We start from the raw sequence: 24,574 nt of genomic DNA on the forward strand, positions 1-24,574 counted from the left end.
GTTCAGGCAGGCAGGCGGAACTGCTTGCGCAAGGTCTTGTCGAACGTCGCGGCGGGCGCGAACCGCCGCAGCGTGCTGACCAGCCGGGCTGTCTTGCCGGCGGTGTAGCGTCGGCGCTGACGCTTCTCGGTGGCGGCCCTGAGTACCACATTCGCCACCGCTTCCGGAGGGTCTGCTTTCGGCATCACGTCGCGAAGCAATGCGTCGATACCGGCGCGGGCCTGATCGTATTCCTTCATGACGGAATCGGGCTCGAGCCCGTTCTGGTCGAACACGGTGCGCACGAAGGCAGGTTCGATGACCGAAACCCGGATGTTGAAAGCGCGAACCTCGTGGTCGAGCGATTCCGAATAGCCTTCGAGCGCGTGCTTGACGGCGGAATAGTGGGCCGAGTACGGCGCGGGGACCAATCCCAGGATCGAGCCGATATTGACGATGCGCCCCTCGCCGCGCCGCCGCATCGACGGCAGCACCGCGTTGATCATCCGCATGACGCCGAACAGATTGACATCGAACAGGGCCTTGGACTGGGAAACCGAGGATTCCTCCGCGCCTCCCAGCAGCCCGACGCCGGCATTGTTGACCAGAAGGTCTATCCGGCCGGTCCTGGCGAGGACATCTGAAACCAGAGCTGCGACCGACGCGTCATCGGTCACGTCACAAACCAGCATCGATATCCCGTCCGAGCCCTGGCCTGATATTTTGCGGCTGGTGCCGAAGACGGTGAAACCCGCCCGCGCCAAAGCCTCCGCGCTGGCGCGGCCGATGCCGGAGGAGGCGCCGGTCACGATCGCCGTCTTTCCTGAATTCCGGTTCATCTGGTGACTCCGAACTCGAGAGGTCTTGCCTCTCGGCGATGATTGAATTATGATCGTAATATCACATTACGGGTGTAATGCAATAGGGAAGCGGAAGGAGCGCCATGCGCTACGAAAAAGGCCGGAAGGACGCATCACGCAGCCGGATCATGGAGGTCGCCGCCGAACGGTTTCGCGGTGACGGCATCGCCGCGTCCGGACTGGCAAGCATCATGAGCGACGCCGGCATGACGAACGGCGCCTTCTATCCACACTTTCAATCCAAGGCCGAACTCGTCCGCGAGAGCATGGTCGCGGCACTGGAGGCTCAGTCGCAGCAATTGCAGGAGGCGTTGGCCTCGGGAGGGCTGGATCTGGCCCTCGCCATGTATTTGTCGCCCGAGCACCGGGATCATCCGGAGACCGGCTGTGCTTCGGCGGCGCTGTTGCCCGAAATCGCGCGTCAGCCATCCGAGACCCGCGCGCTCTACACCGAACGATTAATGACTCTGGTGCGCCAGCTATCGGCGCAGTTGCCGCCTGGAATCCCTGATCCGGAGGGCGTTGCATTGGGCGTTTTCGCGGCGCTCATCGGCGCCCTTCAACTGTCCCGCGCGGTGGAGGGAACCGAATTGTCCGATCGCATGCTGACGGCGGGAGCGGAGGCGGCGCGGACTCTGGTCCAGCCGCGCTAGGGTGAAGAGGAAGGCGCTATCCCGTGCGATGTGCCCCCGCTGCAAATCTAACGATGCAGCCAAACGAAGAAAAAAGCGGAAAGTTTCGCCGCCGTTGAACAATATATTTGTTCAGACCGGGCCTCAGCTGGCATGGCGAACCGGAACTTTCCTCCAAACCTTCCGTTTCTTTGAAGATCGTTGCTTCGACGGTCGAAGAGCAACAGGGAAGGATCCTATCATGAACATCAAGATGATCTGCGTCGGCGCGATGACGCTTTCGATGCTCGCGGGCTCGGCCCTCGCCGCCGCTAACAAGGGCACGTCGGCACTCGACGACCCGGCCAAGATGCAGCCCTTCTACACCGACTCCAGCATGAAGAAGATGCGCAGCAGCGACGAGTTCACGAAGGCATGGAAAGCGCTCACTCCGGAAGACCAGAAGATGATGATGACGGCCTGCGACGACGAGGCCAAGGACGCCAACGCCGCCAACAGCCATCCGGAGTTCTGCAGCAGCGTCAAGGCGAATGGTGGCAGCAAATAGACCGGCAAAGAGCAGGCTTTTATAGCCCGCACCCTGAAGACAGCCCCGTCCCGCGGGGCTGTTGTCATGCGCCGACGCGCCGGCCGGTTTCGGCGTCGAACAGATGCGCGCAGGCGCGGTCGACCTCGATGCGCACCAGCTGGCCCTGCTTGAGCGCCAGCCGCTCGCGGAAAAGGCAGTCTATCTCCTCGCCGCCGCAATCCACCTTGGCGAAGATCTCCGAGCCGGTGGCTTCCAGCAGCGTGACGCTGCCGGGTATGCCTTGGCTGCTGGCGCGGATGTGTTCGGGGCGGATGCCGTAGACCAGCTCCCCGCCCGGGACCTGTGCCGGATGAAGCGGCGCCGGCAGCGGCAAGGTCAGCCCGCCTGCGCTGCGGAAGACGCCTTCCTCGATGCGGCCGCGAATGAAATTCATGGCGGGCGAACCGATGAAGCCGGCGACGAAGAGATTGGCCGGCTGGTCGTAGAGGTCGAGCGGCGCGCCGACCTGCTCGACCAGGCCGTCATGCAGCACCACGATCTTGTCGGCCATGGTCATGGCCTCGATCTGGTCATGCGTGACATAGATGGTGGTGGTGCCCAGCCGCTGGTGCAGCGCCTTGATCTCGCCTCGCATCTGCACGCGCAGCTTGGCGTCCAGGTTGGAGAGCGGTTCGTCGAACAGGAAGACTTGCGGGTCGCGCACGATGGCGCGCCCCATGGCGACACGCTGGCGCTGGCCGCCCGAAAGCTGGCGCGGGAAGCGGTCGAGCAGCTTTTCCAGGCCGAGGATACTCGCCGCCCTGTTGACGCGGCCGGCGGTATCGGCCGGATCGGCTTTCTTGATCTTGAGCGCGAAACCCATATTGTCGGCCACCGTCATATGCGGGTAGAGCGCGTAGTTCTGGAACACCATGGCGATGTTGCGGTCTCGCGCCCTGAGATCGTTGACGACCCGCTCGCCGATGGCGATCCTGCCGGCCGAGATCGTCTCCAGCCCCGCGATCATGCGCAGCAGCGTCGACTTTCCGCAGCCCGAAGGTCCGACCAGGATCACGAACTCGCCATCGGCGATGTCGACGCTGACGTCGTGAATGATCCTGGTCGCTCCGAATGCCTTCTGCACATTGTTGATGGTCACCGCTGCCATTTCATGTCCTCACCTGGAAAGAGTGTCGTCGGCTTCAGCCGCCCTTGACCGCGCCGGCGGTCAGCCCGGCGACGATCTGCCTTTGCGCGAACATGGTCAGCACCAGCACCGGCAGCGTCACCACCAGTGCGGCGGCGGCCAGCGGCCCCCAGCTCACCTGCTCGTAGGAGAGCATGTTGTAGACCGCGACCGGCAAGGTCCGCGTCTCGCGGCTGGCCAGCACCACGCCAAAGACGAAATTGTTCCAGGAGAAGATGATGGACAGGATGAAGGCCACCACGATGCCTGGCCTGGCGATGGGCAACGCGACCAGCCGGAACACCTGCCATGAGGAGGCGCCGTCCATGCTGGCGGCCTCCTCCAGCTCCATCGGCGTGGTTTCGAAATAGCCGATCATCACCCAGACCACGATCGGCACCGTGACCACGAGATGGATGATGATCTGCGGCCACAGCGTGCCCAATATGCCCGCCCACTGGAACAGCAGGAACAGCGGGATGAGATAGGACAGCCCCGGCGTCATGCGCGCGATCATGATGACGACCGCCGACCGTTCGGCCTTGAGCCGCGCTATGCCGTAGCCGGCAGGCACGCCGATCAGCAGCGCCAAGAGCGTCGCCGTGCCGGTCACCAGCACCGAGTTCCAGAAGTAGAGCAGGAAATTGTTCTCCTCGAACACCTTGGCATAGTTCGACCAGGCCACGTGCTCGGGGATGAAGACCGGCGGCGAGGCGCCGTTGTCGATCTCGAATTTCAGGGACAGCGAGAGCATCCAGAGGAAGAACAGGATCGCCGGCGAGACGAAGACCAGGGCGGCGAAGAACAGGCCGATCCGGTTGAGCAGTCGCGAACGCATCTATTTGCCCTCCGCGTCGGTCCAGCGGCTGCGCTGGCGCAGCATCAGCAGGACGAAGGACAGCGCTACGATAAGAACGAAGAACACCACCGCCATGGCCGAGCCGTAGCCGACGTCGTAATAAGAGAAGGCGATGTTGTAGAGATAGATGTTGATGGTCTCGGAGGCCGTGCCCGGCCCACCCTGCGTCATCGCATAGATGATGTCGAAGCTCTTCAGTGCGTCGATCGTGCGGATGATCACCGCGATCATCAGGAACGGCGCGATCATCGGCAAGGTCAGGTAACGGAACTGCTGCCAGGCATTGGCGCCGTCGATCTCGGCGCTCTCGAAGGGTTCGCGCGGCACCGAGGCCAGCCCGCCCAGCACGATCAGCATCACCAGCGGCGTCCACTGCCAGGTCTCGACCGCAACCAGCGAGGGGATGACCGTCCTGGCGTTGAATATCCATTCCTGCGCCGGAATGCCGACCAGCGACAGAAGGTAGTTGAGCACGCCGAGTTGCGGATGGAACATCATCGTCCAGACCAGCGCCACGGCGACGGGCGTGGCCATCATCGGCATCACGAAAATGCCGCGCAGCACGCCGCGCAGCGGGAACCGGGCATCGAAGATCAGCGCCGCGACCGTGCCGAGCAGCATCGGCGCGGCCACCGAGAGGAAAGTATAGGACAAAGTGTGCGCGAGCGATTCCCAGAACCGCCCATCGCCGACCAGTCGCAGATAGTTCTCCATCCCCGCGAAGCTTCGCGACTGGCCAAGCGTCCAGCGGTTGACGCTCATCCACAGCGTGAAGGCCCAGGGAAAGACGATGACGGCGCCGACGACGACCAGCGCGGGGACGACGAAGGGCCAGTAGCTGGGAGCCAGCTTGACGGGCCGGCCCCCCTCGCTTGCCTGTTTCGTCACCCCGGTGCGATCGATCGTCGCGCCGGCGCGATCCGTCGTCGCCCCGGCGCCACTCGTCGTCGCTCCGGCGCGCTCTGGGGCAGTTGCGGACATCAGCCTTGCTCGCTCCTGTCGAGGACCGGCTGGAACTGTTCCGTCGCCTTCTTCAGTTCCTCCGCCGGGTCGGCCCCGGCGAGCAGGTTGCTGAGCGCCACGCCATAGATGTCGCGGAATTCGGTGACCGGGATGATGACCGGCAGCGCCAGCCGGCTGACATTGCCGGAGCCGACCACGGCGTCGAGCCAGCTCGCCGGCATGGTCACGCCTTCGCGCACCTTGGGGTCTTCCAGCACCGATTTGCGGAACGGCACGCCGGCACCTGCCTGCAGCAGCCGCGCGCCCATGCCGGCCGACACCGCCCATTGGCAGAAGAGGTAGGCGGCTTCCTTCTTCTCGCTGGCCGCGGTCACGCCGAGCCCGTCGCCGAACGTACCCGAGGCATGCGCCTTGGGGCCCTTGGGCATTACGCCGTAGCCGACCTTGCCGACGACCCTCGACTTCTCCGGATTTTCCATCGGCGGCGCGAAACCGACGCCGTCGAACCACATGCCGATCTTGCCTTGCAGGAAGGCGGATTGCGCTTCGGCCCAGTTGAATCCGGTGACGCCGGGCGGCGCGGATTTGGTCATCAGCCGCTGGTAGAGGGCGGCCGCCTCCACCGCCTCGGGCGCGGTGGTGCGCAGCTTGCCCTTGTCGTCGAGCGGCGTCATGTCGTAGCCGAGCATCAGCGAGGTCCAGACCGGCGTGTTGGCGTTCTTGAGGCCGCGCGCGACGAAACCGTAGGTGTTGGTCGACGGGTCGGTCAGAGCCTCCGCGGCTGCAACGAGCTGATCGAAGCTTTCGGGGTATTTGAGGCCCTTGGCCTCGAACAGCTCCTTGTTCCAGTAGATTATCCAATAGTCGACCGAGAACGGCAGCGAGCGCAGCACGCCTTGGCCGTCCTTGGCGAACAGCATGCCGGCATCGGCAAAGTCCTTTTCGACCAGGCTCGGATCGGTCAGCGTCGGGTCGGCAAGGTAGCCGGATATGTCGGCCAGCCAGCCGCCCTTCTCGAACTGCCGCTTCTGCACATGGTAGCTCAGATGCACGACGTCGAAGCTGGGTTTGCCGGAACTGAGCTCGATCACCGTCTTCTGGCGCTGCTGCTGCTCGGGCGTCGCCTCGGCATTGACCTTGATGCCCGTCAGATCCTCGAACTCGGCGAGATATTTGATCAGCGTGTCGCTGCGCGGGCTTTTCACCAGATTGACATCGAGCGTCGTGCCCGCGAAGCGCTTCCACTCGACGCCGGCGGCAAGGCTCGGGCGGATACCGGCAAGGCCGGCGCCGGCGAGCATGGCGGCGCCCGCAAGGAGCTGTCTTCTGGTTGGGTTGAATGGATTGGACGGCATTTCTTCCTCCCGGTTGCTGTCGTTGTCGATTGCGCCGCGACAGGCACGGCGCGGCCTGCTTCCTCAGATATGGAGCGCCAGCCGGCGCGCATTGTCGATATGCTGGCTGATCGCCTCTACCGCCTTTTGTGGATTGCGGCTTTCGAGGGCTTCGATCACGCTCAGATGCTCGCGCATCACCGGCACCACGCGCCCGTCGATGCGGAACCGTTCCTGGTGGATCAGGCGGATCTTCACCGAATTGACCAGATAGGCCTTGGCAATGATCTCGTTGCCGAGCGCATCGATGAAAGTATCATGCATGGCCCAGTCGATGGTCTGAGCCCTGGCCTCCATCTCCGGCGTCGGGGTCTGCGCCAGCGCCTGCGCCAGCATGTCCTCATGCTCGCGGCGCAAGCGCGCGAGTTCGTCATCGGAGGCGCTGACGGTGAACAGCGCCACCGCCTCGCGCTCCATGAACAGGCGGAACTGGAAGGCCTCGCGGATCAGGCTGATGTCGATGTGCGCAATCTGCATGCCGCGCTGCGGGATCGTCGTCAGCAGCCCCTCGGCTTCCAGGCGCGGCACGATCTCGCGGATGGCGCCGAGCGGCAGGCCGGTGAAGGCGACGAGTTCGCGCTGCGACACGAACTGGCCCGGCTTGAGGTCGCGTGCCAGCAAATGCCGCGTGAAGCTGGCATAGGCCTGCTCCCGCAGATTTGTCTGGTCGCCGCCATTGGCCATTTCAGCGCTTCCCTTCCCGTCAGGCCGCCGCGGCCGCGAAAAGAGTGTCGTAGGCAGCGCCAAGCTGCTGGCGCCCCGGCGCCGCGATCGGCTCGAGCGGCGGCCGCACCGCCAGCCAGCGCTCGTCGCCGGTTTTGCGCGCCACCATCACCTTGACCGCCGGAATGACCGGGTGCTTGAGCAGCTCGAGCACGAAACGCTCGACCCGCGCATCGTCATGCCCCGTCTGCGCCATGGCGAGGACCTCGCCGGCGGCGAAATTGGCCATGCCCGAAATCGCGCCCTGGCCACCGATCCTGACCGCCCGCGCCAGATGCCGCTCGTCGCCGATGAGGACCACCAGATCGCCATGGGCGCCGAGCAGCGCCTCGCTGTAGGTCCAGTCGCCGCCGGAATCCTTGACGCCGGCGACCACGTCCGGAAACGCCTGGCGCAGCCGGCCGATCAGCCCCAGCGAAAGCTGCACCGTGGTGACCGAGGGAATGTTGTAGAGCAGCACGCCGCGGGCCAGCGGACCGAGAGCGGCAAAGACAGCGGAAAACCAGCCGAAAAGCCCATCGTCGCCGATATTCTTGAAATAGCTGGGAGGGGCAAGGAGGATGTTGCGGGCGCCGCGCTGCAAGGCATGCCGAGCCTGCTCGGCTGCATCCTCGGCCGCGTCGACCAGCACGCCTGCGACAAGCTGATGCGGCGCGATGCCGGCCGCCAGCATCGCCTCGGTGACGGCCCGCCGCTCCTCGGTGCCGACCGAAGCGCCCTCCCCGGTGGTGCCGAAAAGCGTCACGCTGGTGCAGCCCTGCGCCAGGCAGCTCCGGGCCAACGTCACCATGGGTGGAATGAGGATTTGCCCCGACGCATCGAAAGGCGTGGCCAGGGCAACCGAAAGACCAAAACGCGATGTCACCAGCGAGTCTCCAAAAGAGCAGTTCGCAGGTAGTGCTATCACGCTAACATGTTAGTCGTAAATAGGGCGGATATCATTTGCGAAAACACAGGTTGTGATGCTTCCGGTGCAGGCGCTATCCATGCCCGCCTCGCCGTCAGGCTGTTTGTGCCGTTTTTCCTTTTTCCTGCCATGTTGCGTTGCGAAAGATTTGTTGCATTGCGATACGATCCGCCCCGGCCGACAATGGCCGCGGGTTGGGCTTGCACGAAGGATTTATCGTGGCAGCATCGTTCCGACCCGATATCGAGGGAATGCGCGCACTGGCGGTAGCAGGTGTCGTCGCCTATCATTTCGGCCTCACAGCCCTGCCCGGCGGCTTTGCCGGCGTCGACATCTTCTTCGTCATCTCCGGCTATCTCATCACAAGACACCTTTTGCAGGAGATCGGCGAGAGCGGTCGGCTGAACCTGTGGCGCTTCTATGCCCGCCGCGCTCGGCGGTTGCTGCCGGCCTCGCTGTTCGTCATCCTCGCCACGCTGCTGGCCGGCGCCTTCATCCTGTCGCCGGAGGAACAGGCGCTCTATTCGAAGGGCGCGATGTTTGCGTCGGCCTATATGATCAATCTGTGGCTGATCCGCTGGTCGTTCGACTATTTCGCCTCCGATGCCGCCAACAACCCGTTCATCCATTTCTGGTCGCTGTCGGTGGAGGAGCAGTTCTACCTCGCATGGCCGGCGCTGCTCGTTCTCGCCGCATGGCTGCGGCCGGGACGGCGCGCGGCTATCGTGGTCATCGGCGTCACCGGCCTGGTGTCGTTCATGGCCTGCGCCTGGCTGACCAGCGTTTCGCCGCCCTGGGCTTTCTATTTCTCGCCGCTGAGGGCCTGGGAGTTCGCCGCCGGCGGGCTTGCCACGATGGTGCCGGCAAATTTCCTCCAGTACCACCCGCGGCTGCGCGCCGCGCAAGGCTGGCTCGGCCTGGCGCTGATCGTGCCCGCCTATCTGCTGCTGGACGAGGCGCTGCCCTTCCCCGGCCTGCTGGCGCTGCTGCCGGTCGTCGGCACGGTGCTGCTGCTGGTCAGCGGGGCAGGCGAGCGCCAAGCGGGTGGCAAGCTGGCCGGCGGCCCCACGGCTGTCCTGTCGCTGCCGCCCATGCAATCGATTGGCAGGCTCTCCTATTCGCTCTATCTCTGGCACTGGCCGGTCATCGTCTATGCGGGAATGGTCACCGCGGAGCTTTCCGGGCTGGACAGGTTTGCCTGCCTGGCACTGACGCTGATGCTCTCCATCTTCACCTATCACGTCATCGAAAACCCCGTGCGCCGCAACGGCTGGCTGATGGCAAGCGCCGCCCGCGCGCTCGTGCCTGCGGTGCTGCTGACCGGCGCCGGCGTGGTCGCGGCCTACGCCAATGCCAAGTTTGCCGTTCACGAACTCGATCCGGAGCAGCGCGTCATCGCCCAAAGTGCGGCGCGTCCGTCCACCGCGCGTGCCAGGGGCGGCTGCGTGCTCGACTACGAGACCGTCACTCCGAAGCCCTGCGTGTTTGGCGCCAAGGATGCGAAAGGCACGATCGCGCTGTTTGGCGATTCACATGCCGACCACTGGTCGACGCCGCTGATCGAGGCGGCCGAAAAGCGCGATTACCGGGTGGTTACCTGGCTCAAATCCTCGTGCCGGGCGTCCCGGCTGTCGACATGGTCGAGCAAGCTGAAGCGCGACTACGCCGAATGCGACCAGTGGCGCGAGCAGTCGATCAAGGAGATCCTGGCGCTGAGGCCGGCCCTGGTGGTGATCTCGGAAATAGCCCTGACCAGTTCGCGCAAGATGGCCGCCGGCAAGGATGAGCCCGACAGTCAGGACGCGGAGTGGAAAGCGGGCCTGCGTTCGACGCTGGAGACGTTCAGCAAGGCCGGGCTGAAAGTCGCCTTCATCCGCGACGTGCCCTTCAACGACGAGCAGGTCGACACCTGCGTGGCGCGTGCGCTGTGGCGCGGCGACACGCCCTCGCTCTGCGATCAGACGCGCGCCTATGCCGCCAACGACGCCATGGCCGCGGTGGAGCGCGACGTCGTGCGCAGCATTCCGAACGCTCGCTATGTCGATATGACCGACCAGTTCTGCAACCAGACCACCTGCCATGTCTTCATCGGCGGCAAGATCGCCTTCCGCGACCGCCACCATCTGGCGACCGCTTTCGCCGAGACGCTGGAGAAGCCGCTGGAGAAGGCGCTGTTTTAGAAGGGGTTAGCGTCCCTTCTTCAAAAGGCGCACTGCCAAGACGCCGCCCCCTCACAGCGCGCGCGGGCACGAAACATTGGTTTACCGGCTTTATGGGAACAGGGCCGCGAGGGCAGCGTTTATTAGATGAGCCTTAAAGAGGAGGTTGCCATGAAGAAACTCTTGCTCGCATCCGTGATTGCCGTCGCTTCGGCGGTGGCCGTGATTGCCCCGGCAAATGCCGCCAGCATCACGCTTGGCATCGGCAACGGCTATGACGACGATTACTATGTTCCCAGATATCGTCACCATTATCGCGATTATTCCGACGATGACGGCTACTATCGCCGCTACAGCATGTATGACGAGAGCTACCGTCCGCGTTACTACGGTCATCGTCGCTGCCACACCGAGGTGATCAAGCACTGGCGTCATCACCATCGGGTCATCGAGAGAGTCCGCATCTGCAGGCGTTGACCTGACAACCAATCCGGCCGGCATCGCGCCGGCCGGATTGTCGTGCCCAGCCCATGCCCAGGAATGGCGCCACTGCCGTGCGCGCTGCGCCTGTCATCCGGCTACTATTTTCGCATCATCATCCCGTAGTGCATCGCCAGCAGATCGAGCCCGATTCTCAACAGCTTTGCCGCCACGTCCCTGCCCTCGCTCATCTCTCCCGCCACGCCTCTGACCGACTGCTCCAGGCACACGATCTTCCGCACCACGTCGACCACTTCCCAATGGCCGAGCGCGCGGGTCGCTGCGGCGTGCGACCGTCCGGCATTGAGCACGCTGTCGGTGATGCCGCCGCTTGTCCTGTCGCCGTCGACGCGTTCGCTCCAGCGCATCGGCTTGATATCAGCCTGCTGGCTGGCGCGGAAATCCTCGCGGTAGCGCAGACCGGCTTCGCGCTGCTGGCGCGACAGCGAGGTGATGCCCAGCAGCGGATCGATGCTGCGCACCCGCACGATACCACCGGTGGAGGTATGGCCGTCATTGGACACCTCATAGACGCGCCGCGCCTCCGACGTGCCGGCTGCGAGCCGCTTGCGGCCGAACTCGTCGTCCCGCAACGCGAAATCATGGCCGACCTCGCGGCGGATGCGCACCTGCTCGGCCTCGCCCTTCGGCAGCTTCGGCGTCTGCGGTTTAGCTGATCTGGCGGCTTTCTTGCTCATGGCTGCGTCCTTGTGGGGAGTGGATTGAGGTGCTGGCTGGCGGGGCAGCGATCCCTGGCGAAATTGGCTGCGTGCGCCGGAACCAGCGGCGAGGCTGGGCGTTGTGCCGCACCAAACCAACAGGAGGTATGCCCATGACCGCCTTCATGCCGGTGACCTTGCGCTTCTGCGACAACAAGACCATGCTGGTGGGCTCCATCGCCCAGGCGGCGACCGCGCTTCGCCGGCAATGGCCTGACAAGACGGCCACCGCCTATCTGGATGCGGCAAGGCTGGTCAGGCTCGCCATCGACGGCAGCTGCCGCCAGCGGGTCGCCTTCGAGGCTTTCACCAAGGCGGCCGGACAGCAGGGGCTGCTGGTGGCGAAGCCGCGTAGCCGCGCCCATGAGTGGCTCGACGCCGCCGCGGGCCCGTGAGGTGGCTGAAACGTGATGCAACCGCGCCGCCGCCTTGCACGTTGATAGGGGCTGGCTTCCGAGCCGCGCGCAACGCCAAGGTAACCGCCGTGGGCACCATGAAAACAGGATCTCCGCTCAAAGTATGCCTGGACGGGCATGTCGAGGTGATCGACGGCGTCGCTGAGGCAGCCGACTTCCTGCAGCGCTGGCCGATTGAACGGCGTGGTCACGTCTACCGCAGTGCGCTCAACGCGTGCAGCGCAGCCATCGCGGCGCAGATTTCGCACGCCGACGCTATGAAAGCGTTCACCGGCTTCGCCCGGGTTACCCGTATATTGGCCGGCGACGACGGCCGGCCAGCGATGCCTGATGCAATGAGCGTGCGAATGCCAAAGCAGGGCCACGATCTGCCAAAATAAAGGCGTTGCGTGGCCGCCGTTCCCGCCAGATCGCCACCATTGCAGAAGAAAAGCCAGCGTTCCAGCTAGTCTCTTTCTCCCCGTTTTACGGGGAGAAATGCCCGGCAGGGCAATGAGGGGCGGTGCCACCGCTTCGATACCTTGCATCTGACCCAATCTCCCGAATTCATGCTTGTGTTCCCAATCCTGACCGGCGTTGCCTCCTGCCGGCATCGTCTCCCGAGAACGGGGGAAAGAAGCTCACCCCGCCTCGCAGACACGCCGGTGGAAGCGCGCCTGGTGATAGGTGCAGTAGCTTTTCATCGCCCGTGTGCGCATACCGCAGCACAGCATGTGGACGCCCGGCCGGCCGCCGGGCGCGTCGTTTTCCGGATTTTGCTCCAGCGCCAGGTCGAGCGGAGCGCGGCAGCGGCCGAACAGGCAGTCGACGAAGCGCATTGCCACGCCATGCGGCTGGCGGCCGATCGGGCTTCGGTGCGGCACCGGTACCTCGAGGCGGTAGGCTTGCCCGTCCGCGATCAGCACGCCGGCCTCGCGCGCTGCGAGGCGTTCCGCACCTTCACCCTTCGGCACGCGCTTGTGTCCGGCCTTGGCGGCGCGGTCCGCGGCTTTGTCATTCGCCCTCTCGGCTGCCGCGATCCGCTTGCTGTTGGCAAAGCCGATAGAACTCAGCATGGCGTTGCGGTGAACGATGCCAATGATGGCGTCGCGCGACACCGGGCTGCCTCGCGACGCGCTGAACCGAGCCGCGATGCGCGAGGCGGAAAGTCCGTCCGTCAGCCAGCCGGCGATCGCCTGCAATTCCTTGTCGCCGTAAAGTGCCATGTCCTGGTCTCCGTCCATTGCGCGGCCGCGGCAGCGCGCGACGCGGCCGGCGAGTGTCGGCCCGCCGCAGGCGGTGGGCATTGTCGGGTTCGATCCGGCCTGTCGGCCGTTGGATTGGCGGCCTCAGCCCGGCCGGCCGTCCAGCGCGGCGAGGCGCGCCAGCCGCGTCTCTGCCGTCACCCGGTCGGGTGCGGAAACCGCCCTGCCCGTCAGCCTGTCGAGCAGGATCACGGTGCCGTCCTCGGTGCGGATCAGGGAGCGGATCCGCACCGCGCTGAATTGGGGGCCGGAGCCGCGGGGAGCGGCGGCTCCGGCCGTTCCGGCCGCCGGTGACGGGCGGACCGGACGTGCGGCTGATGCATCGGGGCAATCAGCCTCGCGCTTCGCCCTGGCCGGGGAGGAGGACAGCCGGGGCGAAAGGGAATGAGCGCTGGCCGGCTCGCGTGAAGCTGGCCTGAGGGCGCTTTCGACTCGGAAGGGGTTGAGCTTTTGCATGAACGGATATAAGCATAACTCAAAAGCTTATGCAAGCCATTCTTTCATGGACGAAAGCAGCGCTTGTTGGTCACATGGGCGCCATGGTGAAAACGCAACTGTCGGTCAAGGTCGGCGCGGCAATCCGCCAGGCGCGCAAGCAGCGCGGCCTGGTCATGCGCCACATCGCCGAGCACAACGACACCGACGTCGCCGCCGTCGGCAATTGGGAAACCGGTCGCAACCTGCCCAAGACGGAAAACCTCCTGAAGACTGCCGCCTTTCTGCGTGTCGACCCGGTGGCGCTCGGCAAGGGCGAGGTGGTTTTCCTCGACGATGCCGGACCGGTCAACGACGCCGAGATCGTCACCGACGCCGGGCCGCCCCCCGCCGGGCCGATGGACATCCAGGTGCTGGGCGCCGCCGTTGGCGGCGACGACGGCGATTTCACCTTCAACGGCGAGCCCGCCGGCTACGTCCAGCGCCCACCCGGCATCCGCAACCTGGCCAAGGTGTTCGCGCTGCATGTGCTCTCGGATTCCATGGTACCCCGTTACGAGCCCGGAGACCTGATCTATTGCGGCGGCCGCGATGCCGTCCCGGGCGATCACGTGGTGATCGAAACCTTCCCGGAAGAGAACGAACGCAACGGCAAGGCCTTCATCAAGAAATTGGTCAAGCGCACCGCCGCCGAACTGGTGGTCGAACAGTACAATCCGCCGAAGACGTTGACCTTCAACCGCTACGCCATCAAGCAGGTCTGGCGGGTCATTCCGTTGAAGGAATTGCTGGGCTATTGAGGGCGACGGGGCAATTCTTCCTCCCACAAGGAGAGCAGGCAAAACCCAGCGTCGATGCCACCCTCACGCCCGCCCCGATCCCTCCAGCGGCATCTCGCGCTCGCTCAGCATCAGCGCCTCGCTGCGCACGCGCTGGCGCTCGTCGATAAACGCCGCCCGGATCTGGATCGCCGTGCCCGGCAGCCCGTCGGCGCGGCAGGCCGAGCAGACCAGCCGGCCCGAAAGCGCTGCCAGCGGCGTATTGCCAGTCACGCCGAAGCGCCGCAGCTGATCGGGCTTCCACCACCTGTTGCGGCCGCAATCGGCGCATTCGACCGATATCGAAACGACATCCGCAATCACTGATCCCTTGCCCGTCAATGCCATCGCGGCTCGCCTCTTTGTTCCTTGTTTGTTCGCATATTCCTGTGTTTTGAAACGAGAGTCGAGTCGCATCTTTCAGGGCTCCGCAAAAGTTTCTCTTTCGCCAATTTTTGAGTTATGCTTCTATATCGCTTGCAAAGCCGAGTCGGCGCGCGTGCAGCACCCCGGGAGAGACGATGGACGCCCTTGCCGCCGATTTCGCTCATGCCTGCGGCTATGGCGGCGACAGTCACGCTCTCATCGAGGCCTTCGCGAGAATCCGCGAACACGGCATCCGCCAGGCGCGCCTCGGCCATTTCAGGCGCAAGGTGGTCGTCGACGCGCTGAAACAATCGGAAGCGCTTTTCCTGGCGGCGATCGGCCCGGCGCTATCGGCACAAGAAGCCATCGAGGACGCCGCCCGCTTCATCTCCTTCTGGCGCAACATGCCGCGCTGGCGCCAGGAACGGCGCCTGGCGGACCTCGCCAGGGCGAGGCAACAACGCCTGCTGGCGCGCTTCTTTCGCCGCTACGGCCACCGCATTTGGGCCTTGCAGGCGGCATAGGCGGGCTCGCTAAGCCGTCGGCGACCACACTGCGCCACGAGAGAGACGCAGCCACGAGAAGAGCTGGGCAATGCCGCCATTTGCGGGTTCCCATCCGCGCGTTTTCTTCCTAGATTGCCTGCGGGTGGCTGATCGTTCGACGTGCATATCAGGGAATGTTCAAGACTGCCCGTTCAAGAGTCCAGGCCTGGATGACGGCAGGCGCGGGAACCATCGCCGCGCTGTTGGCGGCCGGCCTCATGGGCGCCTTTGGCGCCCTGCCCGCTCACCCTCCGCCGCAACTGCCGTCCGATGCCGCCATCGATGCCGGCCGCTGGCGCATCAAACCGGTGCGTGCCTATGTCAGCCATGCCGACATCCATGGCGTGCCGCTGAAACCGGGCCAGAAGGCACTGGTGCTGGAGGCCGACATGACCAACCGCACGGCCGAATCCAACAAGGCCTATTTCGCTGTCTTCAAGCCGGAGGGGATCACCCTGCCGGACCCGATGCCGATGATCGCCCTGATACGCGATTCGACCCTTGCGCCGGAACTGCACCCCGGCATGACCGAGCGCCTGGCCTATGTCTGGCCGCTGGCCGGCGACGCCGCCGTGCCGCCGACGCTCGCCTTCGGCGTCACCGCGGAGATCTTCAAGCCGCGCGACAATCTCTACGGCACGCCCGGCTGGTACAATCCCTACCGTCTCGGCACCGTGACCTTGCCGCTCGCCGATATGCCGGCAACGGACACGCTGGGAGCCGGCTCATGAGGATGCGGGTCCTCGGCAATCTCGCGATTCTCGCCGCCACCGTGGCGCTGAGCTACGGTATGCAGCTTTCCAAGCCGCATTATGCCGACCTCACCGCGCCCATCCCGGTCGACGGCGCCATGCACGACACGGTGCGGGCACGCAGCTTCGACGTGCGGCTTGACGAGGTTGTCTTTGCCCGCGCGCTGAAGACCAACCAGTTCGGGCAGCAAAAGCTTTTGACGACGAGCGGCGTGTGGGCGGTGGTGACGACCAGCCTCACCGCGACCGACGCCTCCATCACGGTCGCGGACGGCACCTGGCAAGGTCCGACCGGTCTGCGCTACCGCCAGACGGAGCGGCTGGGCTATCGCCAGGACATGCCGCCGCACGGCGTCGATCCCGGCTTGCAAAAACGCGGCCTGTTCGTCTTCGAAGTACCGCCCGACCAGATCGGCGGCGCCAGGCTGCTGGTCTCGGAACGCCAATTCGGCGCGCTCGACGCGCAGGCCCGCATCAGCTTCGACGGGTTGTCTGCCGGCGCCGATGGACAACCGGCCGGCATCCTGCCGCAATACGATCTGGATGCACCACCGGGCCAGACTTCTCCGGGCCAGACACCGCAGGGCAAGCCATGAGCGCCGTCGCGACCGACATGGGGCCGGCCGCCGAGCGGCAGGTCGAGAAAAAATGGCGCAGGCGCAGCCTGGCGGCGCTTGTCATCTTGCTGCCGCTGGCGCTGGCAGAAACCAGCCATGACAGCTTGCGCGAATGGCTGGGCGGCGAAGACCTCATCGCCAGGGATGTCGAGTTTGGCCAGTCCGCGCACTTCGGCGGCAGCGACTGGAAGCTGGCGGACCTGCGCGGCGGCAAGGCCGGCCGCTTGCCCGATCAGGCCTTCGCCGTCATCGCCACCTTCTCCGTCACCGTCGGCGATCCCGACCTGCAGAAGCAATGGCTGGGCTGCAGGCTGATGCTGACCGATGCCGCCGGCCGCCGCTGGCTCCCCGACATGATTTCGGGCGTCAGACTGCCGGACGGCGTGATGAACTGCACCTCGGCGATCTTCTCCGGCGCCAAGACAGGCGACGTCATCACCATCGGCGACACCTTCATCGTGCCGGAGGATGCCATCAAGACCATCCGTCCCGCCATTGGGCTGGGAAGCGGGCGGCCGTGGTACCTGCGGTTTCAACGGCCGCCGAAGTAGCGACAGCGCCGGCAGTCCGGAGTCACGGCACGGCGATCAACAGGACGTAGGCAACAAAGACGACGAGGTGAGCAAGTCCGGTGAGAACCGTCGTGCGTCCGGTACTGAAACTTACGACACTCACCGCAAGGGCCAGAACCAGCAAAATCACGTCGCTCGGACCGAGACCGAGGTTGAGCGACTTTCCGGTGATGAGGCTGGCCGCCGCCACTGCCGGGATCGTCAGTCCGATGGTCGCGCACGCCGAGCCCAAAGCGACGTTCAATGCGCGCTGGAGCTCATTCCCCCACGATGCCTTGATGGCGGAGATCGCCTCGGGGAGCAGCACGACAAACGCAATCATCGCGCCGACGATCGCATCCGATTGCGGGATCTGCAGGTAGGTAAGGCCATCTTCAACGCCAGCCGCGACCCGTTCGGTCAGCAGGACGATCCCGACCAGTCCCAGAAGCAGGAAGACGAAATGCGTTGGCACGCCGTGAACCTGCGGAGAATGGCTTTCCGGAGCGCTTTCACGGACCTGCACCTCCAGGAAGTCCTCTTTCTGGCTGTAGCTCTGGGCGAAAACGAAACTGCCGTAGAGCAAGAGCGACAGCAGTGCGACGAAGGCCAGTTGCGTGGGAGAAAATGTCCCGGGGCTGGTGGCAAGCGTGTAGTTCGGCAGCACCATCGTCAGCACCGTGATCGCGGTCAGCACCGAGAGAAAGGAACTTGTCCCTTGCCTTCGGACGTCCTGGTGGCGGTGCCGCCACCCGCCAAGTGTCAGGCACATGCCCACAATGCCGGTGCAAACGATCATGACCGTGGAGAACACGGACTCTCGCGCCAAGGTCGGATTGTTGGCGCCATGCCGCATCATCGAAACGATAATCGACACTTCGATGGTCGTTACAGCCAAGGTAAGAACTAGGGTGCCGTACGGCTGTCCGACACGTCGGGCTATCGCCTCCGCATGTCGCAACACGGCAAAGACGGTTGCCAAGGTAAGAACGATCGATATGCCGGCAACGATCACCACAATCGCCGTCCGGTAATCTTCGATCGGCTCTATGTTCGATTGCAGTATTAACGCCAGCGCGCAGCAGACAACAGGCAGGCCGAAGGTCATTGCCTCACTTCGACGGCGGAAGAAGTAAGTCATGGCATTCTCTTCGATCTTGCGAGTGCAAACAGGCGGTCTGTTTACGAGACCAGGAAAGATCGCACTTTCGCCCCATCACACGTACATGGCAAGGCGCGACAAGGATACGCTACGGTCATTCCCGTCGCTACCGGGAACGACCGCTCCCCTTCGAAAGCGAGAACGCCGTCTCCAGCACCGCGGCGAGGAAGCAGATGCGCAGCGGCTCGACCAGGATGCCGGTGGAGGAATCCTGGAACGGGCTGCCGAACAACAGCGTCACGCCATGCGACAGGATCTGCCAGACGTCGAGCTCGTGCGGGCCGATCAGCCGCGTCGCGCCGAGCCACAGCCAGGCCGCGCCCCAGTCGAGCAGGCGATAGCCGACGATCAGCGTGCACAGCAATACGAGGCTGGAACTCACCGTCAGCCGCACGCCATTGGCGATCGGCAGATAGCGCGAGCGGTAGCCGGCGACGAAATGCTCGACGAAATCGCGCAGGAATTTCGGCAGGCCGGCATAGCGCTTGCCGACGCGTTCCAGCCGGCCGTGCACGCGCATCAGTGCCGTATCGTCGCGCACATCATAGCCATAGATCAGCGCCGCCATCACCAGCCAGATCAGCGGCAAGAGCATGTAGAAGAACAGGTTGACGGCGATCGTCGAGGGCGCGATCGAGGTGATCTCGACCGGCACCATCGGCGCGGCCGTCGCCGCTGGCACCGGGCTCGCCAGCCCGTCGGCCGACGCCTGCAGAACCGACCAGAAATTGCGGCTCATCAGCCATTGCAGCGCGCTGTCCTTCCAGCGGCTGATGACGTAGAGGCCGACGAAGATCCAGTTGGTCTCGCAGATCACCACCACGATCTGCCAGAACGAGGCGGCGCCCGTTTTCGCCTGCATGAACTTGGCCAGCCGGCGCACCAGCCAGGACACCGCCACCGAGACCAGCAGCCAGCGCGAATCCAGCACGTCCAGAACATTGGCGCTCTGGCCGAAGCCGGCCTGGTCGAGCGTTTCGCGCGAATATTGCCGCACGATGTCGCCGAGGAACCCCCAGGCCGCGTAATAGGCGAAGAAGGGCAACAGCGCGATGGTGATCATGCGCACCAGCCGCGAACCGCACCGGTCCGCGGTTCCCTGCCCCTCGGCGACCGTGGCCTTTTCCGCGCCACGCTGCGCGGCCAGCACATGGGGCAAGCCGGGACGCAGCACATGGAACATCGCCACCGTCACCACCAGTTGCGCCAGCGCCACTAGCGTCAGCATGGCGAGCCCGGCGAAATGGTTTGCGAGCGCCACCTTGGCCGCCAGTTGCAGCAAGAGATCGCCGGCCAGAACACCGGCCAGCACCAGCACGACGAGCTGCGGCCAGAACCGCCGCAGCAGCGAAAAACTCAAGCTGATCGGTCTGATGATATCGGCAAACATGAGGTTCTCTCAGAATGCCACCCGCCCGAAATCCTTCTAGCAAAGGGGGGTTGTTTTGCAAGAAAGGTGGCGAGCTCTCCTGCCAGAGCGGCGATTTCCCCTTCTCCGACGACAAGGGAGAAAGAATTAGCGCCTCACCCGCGACTTCAGCCAGCGATCGAACGCCACCGCCAGGATCAGGATTAGGCCGATGACGATGCTTTGCGTGTAGGACGAGACGTTGTTGAACTGGAGCCCGTTCTGTAGCACGCCGATCAGGGCGGCGCCCACCACGGTGCCGCCCACCGAGCCGATGCCGCCGAACAGCGAGGTACCGCCGATGACGACGGCCGAAATGACCGTCAGCTCGTAGCCGATGCCGGCCACCGCTTCGGACGAATTCAGCCTGGCCGACAGCACGAAGGCGGCGAGCCCGGCGAAGAAGCCGACGATGACATAGACCGAGACCAGGATGCGGTCGACGCGCAAGCCCGACAGCCGTGCGGCCTCGGCATTGCCGCCGACGGCGTAGACGGCGCGTCCATAGCGCGTGTAGCGTAGCACGATGTGGCACAGGATGGCGGCCGCCGCGAAGATGATCGCCGGCACCGGCACGGGGCCGATCAGCCCGGTGCCGAACCAGCGCATAGAAGCGTCGAAGCCCGAGATCGGGCCGCCATTGGAGATGGTCAGCGTCAGGCCGCGAAACACGGTGAGCCCGCCAAGCGTGACGACGAAGGGCGGCACTTTCAGCCTGGTGATGGCAAAGCCCTGAACACCGCCGGCCACCGCCCCCACCACCACGGCGGCAAGCAGCGCCGCGAACCAGCCATAGCCCTGCGTTCCCGACGTCGACAGCGACAGCGTGTTGGCGGTGCCGCCCTTGGCGACCACGGCCGCCACCATGCCGCAGAAGGCGAGCAGCGAGCCGACCGAAAGATCGATGCCGGCGGTGAGGATGACGAAGGTCATGCCGAGCGCGATCAGCCCGGTGATCGATATCTGGCGGGTGATGTTGAACAGATTGATCGGATCGATGAAGCTCGGCTTCAGCACGGTGAAGACGACCACCAGCGCCGCCAGGAATAGCAGCGGCCCGAAATTCATCAAGAGCCGCGCAATGCTGATGCCGCCACGCCGGCTCTGCTCCTCGGCCACGCTCATCGTGCCTCCTCCTCAACCGCTCCCGGCTGGTCGAGCGCCATCAGTTCCATCAGTTTTTCCTCGCTTGCCTCGATGCCTGGCATCTGCCCGGTGATGCGCCCCTTGCGCATGGTCACGATCCGGTCCGACACAGCCAGCACTTCGGGCAGCTCGGACGAAATCATCATCACCGCTATGCCGCGCGCTGCCAATTGCACCAGGATCTGGTGCACCTCGGCCTTGGCGCCGACATCAACGCCGCGCGTCGGCTCGTCGACGATCAGCACCTTGGGGTCGCGCGCCAGCCAGCGCGCCAGGATCACCTTCTGCTGGTTGCCGCCTGACAGGCCCTCGATCGCCTGCTCGGCCGACGCCATGCGGATCGATAGCATTTTCCGGAACCCCGCCAGCGCATCGCGCTCGCGCCGCTCGGCCATGAAGCCGAAGCCATTGCTGAACCGCCCGAGCGAGGCGACGGAGAAATTCGGCAGGATGCCGAGCGCGGCGAAGATCGCCTGATGCTTGCGATCCTCAGGCACCAGGCCGATGCCGAGCGCTATGGCATCCGCCGGCGAGGCCGGCGCGATGGGCCTGCCGTTGAGCGTGATCGTGCCGCCCGCGATCCGGTCGGCGCCGAAGATGGCGCGCGCCAGCTCCGTGCGACCCGAGCCGACGAGGCCGGCGACACCCAGGATCTCGCCGGCCTTGAGGTCGATATCGACGCCGTCGAGCACGATGGCGTGCGGCGCTTCGGGATCGCGCACCGTGCGCAACCCGCGCACCGACAGCACGACGTCGCCGGCCACCGTGCGCTGCGCCGGCCGCGCATAGAGCTCGGACGCCGCGCGGCCGACCATTTTATCGATGATGCGCGGCAATCGGATCGGCCCGCCTTCGCGGTCGAGATTGCCGGCCAACCTGCCGTCCCGGAGCACCGTCATGCGGTCGCAGATGGCGGCGGCCTCCTCCAGCCGATGGGTGACGAACATGATGGCGACATGGTCCTTGCGCAGCCTGTCCATGATCGACAGCAGCCGCTGCACCTCTGTCTCGGTCAGCGCTGATGTCGGCTCGTCCATGATGATCAGCCGGCTCTTCAGCGACAGCGCCCGTGCAATCTCGACGAGCTGCTGCTCGGCCACCGAAAGCGCCGAGACCGGCGTCATCGGATCGATCGTGAGGCCGACGCGGGCGATGATGGTGCGGGAGTCCTGCTCCATCTTGCGCCAGGAGACGAGGCCGAGCGGACCGGTCGGGGCGCGGCCGATGAAGATGTTCTCCGCCACCGTCAGCGTCGGGATCAGGCTGAGCTCCTGGTAGATGGTGACGATACCTAGCCGCTTGGCATCCTGCGGGCTCGACGGCCGGTAGTCGGCGCCGTCGAAAATGATATGGCCGCTGGAAGGCGGCATGACGCCCGACAGGATTTTCAGCAGCGTCGATTTGCCGGCGCCGTTTTCGCCGAGCAGGCCGAGGATTTCGCCGGGCCTGACGTCGAGCGAGACATCGTTCAGCGCGGTGACGCCGGCGAAACGCTTGGTGACGCCTTCGACGGCGAGCAGGACGGGTGCGGCTTCAGCCATGGAATGGGTGCTTCCCTCGATGCAGTTTCCGGACCCGTCGGCGCGTGAACACCCCCCTCTGTCCTGCCGGACATCTCCCCCGCAAGGGGGGAGATTGGCTGTCTGTTCCGCATTCGCCAATTTTCAACGCCGCAATGAGAATGCGGACATCGACACTGCCCATCTCCCCCTTGCGGGGGAGATGGCCGGCAGGCCAGAGGGGGTGCTGCCCCGCCGACCTCTCCATGCGAGCTCACTTCGTCTCGTTCAGCCTCTCGGCCTTGTCGAGATTGTCCTTGCCGATGACGATCGGCGTCAACAGCACCAGCTTCTCCTTCGGCTCCGTCTTGTCCCTGGCGTAGGCGACGGCGATCTGCACGGCGGTGCGCGACTGCTGGCCCGGGAACTGTTCGACCGTGCCGGCGAGCTTGCCGTCGCGGACCGCGACCAGCGCTTCCGGCAGCGCATCGAAGCCGTAGATCTTGACGTCGGTGAAGTTGCGCGCCGCGCAGGCTTCGAGCGCGCCCAGCGCCATGTCGTCATTGGCACAGACGATCGCGTCCGGCTTGCCGTTGGCGGCAAGGCCGGCTTCCGTCACCGACAGCGCCTCGGCGCGGGCGAAATTGGCGGTCTGCTCGAAGACGATCTGGTACTTGTCCTTCAAGGGATCGAGCACATTGTGCACGCCCTTGTTGCGGTCGATCGCCGGCCCGGCGCCGGGTTGGCCCTGGAGGTGGAACAGTTTCGCGCCGTTGGGGAACGCCGCCACCACGGCCTGCGCTTCCGCCTCGCCGCCCTTGACGTTGTCGGCGCCGACATGGGCGAGGATGCCCTCGACGCCGTCGACGCGGCGGTCGATCGTCACCACGGGAACGCCGGCCTTGACCGCTTCCTCGATGGCCGGCGCCAGCGCGTTGACGTCGAGCGGCGAGATCACGATGGCGTTGACCTTCTGCACCAGGGCCGCCTCGATGTCGGCGGTCTGCTTGGTGGCCGAGTTCTGGCCATCGCTCTCGGTCAGGTTGACGCCTTGCGTGGCGGCTTCCGCCTTGATCTCGTTCAGCATGTGCACGAAGAACGGAAAGCCGAGACTGGGCACCGAGCCGAGAATGGTGAGCTTGTCCTGCGCAAATACCGAGGGCGCGGCAAGCACCATCGCGCCCGCGGCCACGGACGTCATCAGGAATTCACGTCTGTTCATGGGATCCTCCTCCACAAGAACGCACGGCCCCGGAAACCGGGACGGTTTCAGGAAGGATCATGCGTCGGTTCAAAGTGTTGGAGCATCCTCCTTGCGTTTGCTAACGCATGCCGCTCCAGCTGATCGCCGTTGCAAAAACTGCCTCCCGTCGGCACCAGCAAACGGATGCTAGCCCAGGCTCAACCATTTGTGCAACATCGATATAACAGGCCCAGTCGGCAATGGTCGGAATTTGGATGAGCCGGGTGCCCAGCTTCCATTCTCCGGCGCTGGCCCTAGTTTGAACCGCGCCTGAGCCCATTCCCTGGAGACACCCGCATGAAACCGCACATCATCTGCCATATGATCGCGTCGCTGGACGGCAGTCTCCACCCGAGCCGCTACACGGCCAGCCCGGACGGAACCCGGGCCGAATGGTCGAGCCTCTACGAGTATATCCATAATGATTTTGCGGGCGACGGCTGGATCGTCGGCCGCGTCACCATGGCCGAGATGAGCAAGGCCGGCGCGCACCCGCCGGCCGATGCGGGCAAGGTCGACCGACCCTATCATGTCGCGCAAACCGGTACGGGAAGCTACGCGGTGGCGCTCGATCCATCGGGCAAGCTCCACTTTTCCAAACCCGACATTGGCGGCGACCATGTCGTGGTGCTGCTTGGGCACGATGTCGCCGACAGCCACCTGGCCGAGCTCGCTGCCGACGGCGTGTCCTATATCGTGGCGGAAACGGCTGACATGGATCTCGGCCGGATGCTCGAAGTTCTCAACCACGAATTCGCCATTCGCCGGCTGCTGCTCGAGGGCGGCGCCGGCATCAACGGCTCCTTCTTCGCGGCCGGCCTTGTCGATGAGCTCAGCCTTCTCGTCGCTCCCGCTCTTGATGGGCGGGCGGCGAACCAGGGTTTCGTCGAATTCGGCGAAACCGGCCTCGCGGGCAAGATGCAACTGTCGCTCAAAAGCTGCGAAGCCCTCGCCCACGGGCTCGTCCATTTGCGCTACGCCGTCGGCTGACGACGCTTTATCG

The 24,574-nt window shown here is 64.9% G+C and carries 28 protein-coding genes; 12 read left to right on the top strand and 16 right to left on the bottom strand.

Features of this window, described 5'->3' with window-relative positions; all coding sequences use genetic code 11:
• Nucleotides 1–2: 2 nt before the first annotated feature.
• A complete protein-coding gene (locus FJ490_RS15120) occupies nt 3–818 on the bottom strand; it encodes an oxidoreductase (protein ID WP_140516171.1) in 816 nt (271 codons plus the stop codon).
• 104 nt (nt 819–922) lie between these two features.
• On the opposite strand from FJ490_RS15120, the gene FJ490_RS15125 reads away from it, so the two are divergent.
• Nucleotides 923–1,492 carry a TetR/AcrR family transcriptional regulator gene (locus FJ490_RS15125; protein WP_140559838.1) on the top strand — a complete coding sequence of 190 codons (570 nt, stop codon included), beginning with the start codon at nt 923–925 and terminating at the stop codon, nt 1,490–1,492.
• A gap of 220 nt (nt 1,493–1,712) precedes the next feature.
• Nucleotides 1,713–2,018: a hypothetical protein gene (locus tag FJ490_RS15130; RefSeq protein WP_140499097.1), complete on the top strand. Its 306-nt coding sequence runs from the start codon at nt 1,713–1,715 to the stop codon at nt 2,016–2,018.
• Between the two features lie 64 nt (nt 2,019–2,082).
• Here the strand turns inward: FJ490_RS15130 and ugpC are convergent, their stop codons facing one another.
• The 6 genes from ugpC to FJ490_RS15160 all read right to left on the bottom strand — a co-directional run bounded on the left by ugpC (nt 2,083) and on the right by FJ490_RS15160 (nt 7,969).
• The gene (gene ugpC / locus FJ490_RS15135) at nt 2,083–3,147 is read right to left on the bottom strand and encodes a sn-glycerol-3-phosphate ABC transporter ATP-binding protein UgpC (protein ID WP_140516175.1); all 1,065 of its coding nucleotides are present in this window, start codon (nt 3,145–3,147) and stop codon (nt 2,083–2,085) included.
• Between the two features lie 34 nt (nt 3,148–3,181).
• On the bottom strand, nt 3,182–4,003 hold the full coding sequence (locus FJ490_RS15140) for a carbohydrate ABC transporter permease (RefSeq protein ID WP_140521426.1): 822 nt from the start codon (nt 4,001–4,003) through the stop codon (nt 3,182–3,184).
• On the bottom strand, nt 4,004–5,005 hold the full coding sequence (locus FJ490_RS15145; RefSeq protein ID WP_246672657.1) for a sugar ABC transporter permease: 1,002 nt from the start codon (nt 5,003–5,005) through the stop codon (nt 4,004–4,006).
• Nucleotides 5,005–6,342, bottom strand: coding sequence for a sugar ABC transporter substrate-binding protein (locus FJ490_RS15150; RefSeq protein ID WP_140728408.1), 1,338 nt, complete (start codon nt 6,340–6,342; stop codon nt 5,005–5,007). Before FJ490_RS15150 ends, FJ490_RS15145 begins: the two co-directional genes overlap by 1 nt.
• 63 nt (nt 6,343–6,405) lie before the next feature.
• A complete protein-coding gene (locus FJ490_RS15155; RefSeq protein WP_140499104.1) occupies nt 6,406–7,065 on the bottom strand; it encodes a GntR family transcriptional regulator in 660 nt (219 codons plus the stop codon).
• A 19-nt stretch (nt 7,066–7,084) separates the two neighbouring features.
• A complete protein-coding gene (locus tag FJ490_RS15160; protein WP_140728407.1) occupies nt 7,085–7,969 on the bottom strand; it encodes a dihydrodipicolinate synthase family protein in 885 nt (294 codons plus the stop codon).
• Nucleotides 7,970–8,229: 260 nt separating this feature from the next.
• Here FJ490_RS15160 and FJ490_RS15165 point away from each other — a divergent pair, with 260 nt between their 5' ends.
• Together FJ490_RS15165 and FJ490_RS15170 are read left to right on the top strand one after the other, a co-directional pair.
• The gene (locus FJ490_RS15165; RefSeq protein WP_140728406.1) at nt 8,230–10,191 is read left to right on the top strand and encodes an acyltransferase family protein; all 1,962 of its coding nucleotides are present in this window, start codon (nt 8,230–8,232) and stop codon (nt 10,189–10,191) included.
• Between the two features lie 150 nt (nt 10,192–10,341).
• Entirely contained in the window at nt 10,342–10,647 is a 306-nt protein-coding gene (locus tag FJ490_RS15170; protein WP_140728405.1) for a hypothetical protein, read from the top strand.
• A gap of 104 nt (nt 10,648–10,751) precedes the next feature.
• Here FJ490_RS15170 and FJ490_RS15175 read toward each other — a convergent pair whose 3' ends face one another.
• Nucleotides 10,752–11,348 carry a DUF6456 domain-containing protein gene (locus tag FJ490_RS15175; RefSeq protein ID WP_140728404.1) on the bottom strand — a complete coding sequence of 199 codons (597 nt, stop codon included), beginning with the start codon at nt 11,346–11,348 and terminating at the stop codon, nt 10,752–10,754.
• A 134-nt stretch (nt 11,349–11,482) separates the two neighbouring features.
• Between FJ490_RS15175 and FJ490_RS15180 the strand changes: the two genes are divergently transcribed.
• Both FJ490_RS15180 and FJ490_RS15185 read left to right on the top strand, forming a co-directional pair.
• Entirely contained in the window at nt 11,483–11,764 is a 282-nt protein-coding gene (locus tag FJ490_RS15180) for a DUF982 domain-containing protein (protein ID WP_140499114.1), read from the top strand.
• 98 nt (nt 11,765–11,862) lie between these two features.
• A complete protein-coding gene (locus tag FJ490_RS15185) occupies nt 11,863–12,165 on the top strand; it encodes a DUF982 domain-containing protein (protein ID WP_181165274.1) in 303 nt (100 codons plus the stop codon).
• A 240-nt stretch (nt 12,166–12,405) separates the two neighbouring features.
• Here the strand turns inward: FJ490_RS15185 and FJ490_RS15190 are convergent, their stop codons facing one another.
• Together FJ490_RS15190 and FJ490_RS33090 are read right to left on the bottom strand one after the other, a co-directional pair.
• Entirely contained in the window at nt 12,406–13,071 is a 666-nt protein-coding gene (locus FJ490_RS15190; RefSeq protein WP_348640079.1) for a GcrA cell cycle regulator, read from the bottom strand.
• Between the two features lie 42 nt (nt 13,072–13,113).
• The gene (locus tag FJ490_RS33090) at nt 13,114–13,260 is read right to left on the bottom strand and encodes a hypothetical protein (protein ID WP_246671744.1); all 147 of its coding nucleotides are present in this window, start codon (nt 13,258–13,260) and stop codon (nt 13,114–13,116) included.
• Between the two features lie 299 nt (nt 13,261–13,559).
• On the opposite strand from FJ490_RS33090, the gene FJ490_RS15200 reads away from it, so the two are divergent.
• On the top strand, nt 13,560–14,264 hold the full coding sequence (locus FJ490_RS15200) for a helix-turn-helix transcriptional regulator (protein WP_140582698.1): 705 nt from the start codon (nt 13,560–13,562) through the stop codon (nt 14,262–14,264).
• A 63-nt stretch (nt 14,265–14,327) separates the two neighbouring features.
• Here the strand turns inward: FJ490_RS15200 and FJ490_RS15205 are convergent, their stop codons facing one another.
• Nucleotides 14,328–14,630 carry a hypothetical protein gene (locus tag FJ490_RS15205; RefSeq protein WP_140516187.1) on the bottom strand — a complete coding sequence of 101 codons (303 nt, stop codon included), beginning with the start codon at nt 14,628–14,630 and terminating at the stop codon, nt 14,328–14,330.
• Between the two features lie 173 nt (nt 14,631–14,803).
• Here FJ490_RS15205 and FJ490_RS15210 point away from each other — a divergent pair, with 173 nt between their 5' ends.
• The 4 genes from FJ490_RS15210 to FJ490_RS15225 all read left to right on the top strand — a co-directional run bounded on the left by FJ490_RS15210 (nt 14,804) and on the right by FJ490_RS15225 (nt 17,113).
• Entirely contained in the window at nt 14,804–15,172 is a 369-nt protein-coding gene (locus tag FJ490_RS15210; RefSeq protein WP_140516189.1) for a hypothetical protein, read from the top strand.
• Nucleotides 15,173–15,363: 191 nt separating this feature from the next.
• Entirely contained in the window at nt 15,364–15,924 is a 561-nt protein-coding gene (locus FJ490_RS15215) for a hypothetical protein (protein ID WP_246672655.1), read from the top strand.
• Between the two features lie 2 nt (nt 15,925–15,926).
• Nucleotides 15,927–16,541, top strand: coding sequence for a hypothetical protein (locus FJ490_RS15220; RefSeq protein WP_246676710.1), 615 nt, complete (start codon nt 15,927–15,929; stop codon nt 16,539–16,541).
• On the top strand, nt 16,538–17,113 hold the full coding sequence (locus tag FJ490_RS15225) for a hypothetical protein (RefSeq protein ID WP_140516193.1): 576 nt from the start codon (nt 16,538–16,540) through the stop codon (nt 17,111–17,113). Before FJ490_RS15220 ends, FJ490_RS15225 begins: the two co-directional genes overlap by 4 nt.
• Nucleotides 17,114–17,135: 22 nt before the next feature.
• On the opposite strand, the gene FJ490_RS15230 is transcribed toward FJ490_RS15225, so the two are convergent.
• The 5 genes from FJ490_RS15230 to FJ490_RS15255 all read right to left on the bottom strand — a co-directional run bounded on the left by FJ490_RS15230 (nt 17,136) and on the right by FJ490_RS15255 (nt 23,550).
• Nucleotides 17,136–18,254 carry an ionic transporter gene (locus FJ490_RS15230; protein ID WP_140499130.1) on the bottom strand — a complete coding sequence of 373 codons (1,119 nt, stop codon included), beginning with the start codon at nt 18,252–18,254 and terminating at the stop codon, nt 17,136–17,138.
• A gap of 127 nt (nt 18,255–18,381) precedes the next feature.
• A complete protein-coding gene (locus FJ490_RS15235) occupies nt 18,382–19,665 on the bottom strand; it encodes a hypothetical protein (RefSeq protein WP_140728403.1) in 1,284 nt (427 codons plus the stop codon).
• Between the two features lie 126 nt (nt 19,666–19,791).
• The gene (locus FJ490_RS15240; protein WP_140516199.1) at nt 19,792–20,808 is read right to left on the bottom strand and encodes an ABC transporter permease; all 1,017 of its coding nucleotides are present in this window, start codon (nt 20,806–20,808) and stop codon (nt 19,792–19,794) included.
• Nucleotides 20,805–22,370, bottom strand: a complete 1,566-nt coding sequence (locus FJ490_RS15245) for a sugar ABC transporter ATP-binding protein (protein ID WP_140556349.1) — start codon at nt 22,368–22,370, stop codon at nt 20,805–20,807. The genes FJ490_RS15240 and FJ490_RS15245 overlap by 4 nt, the downstream gene beginning before the upstream one ends.
• A 232-nt stretch (nt 22,371–22,602) precedes the next feature.
• Entirely contained in the window at nt 22,603–23,550 is a 948-nt protein-coding gene (locus FJ490_RS15255) for a substrate-binding domain-containing protein (RefSeq protein WP_140499137.1), read from the bottom strand.
• 318 nt (nt 23,551–23,868) lie between these two features.
• Here FJ490_RS15255 and FJ490_RS15260 point away from each other — a divergent pair, with 318 nt between their 5' ends.
• Nucleotides 23,869–24,561: a RibD family protein gene (locus FJ490_RS15260; protein ID WP_140728402.1), complete on the top strand. Its 693-nt coding sequence runs from the start codon at nt 23,869–23,871 to the stop codon at nt 24,559–24,561.
• Nucleotides 24,562–24,574 lie beyond the last annotated feature (13 nt).

Origin of the sequence: Mesorhizobium sp. B2-5-11 (genome assembly GCF_006440835.1) — a bacterium.
GTDB lineage: Bacteria > Pseudomonadota > Alphaproteobacteria > Rhizobiales > Rhizobiaceae > Mesorhizobium.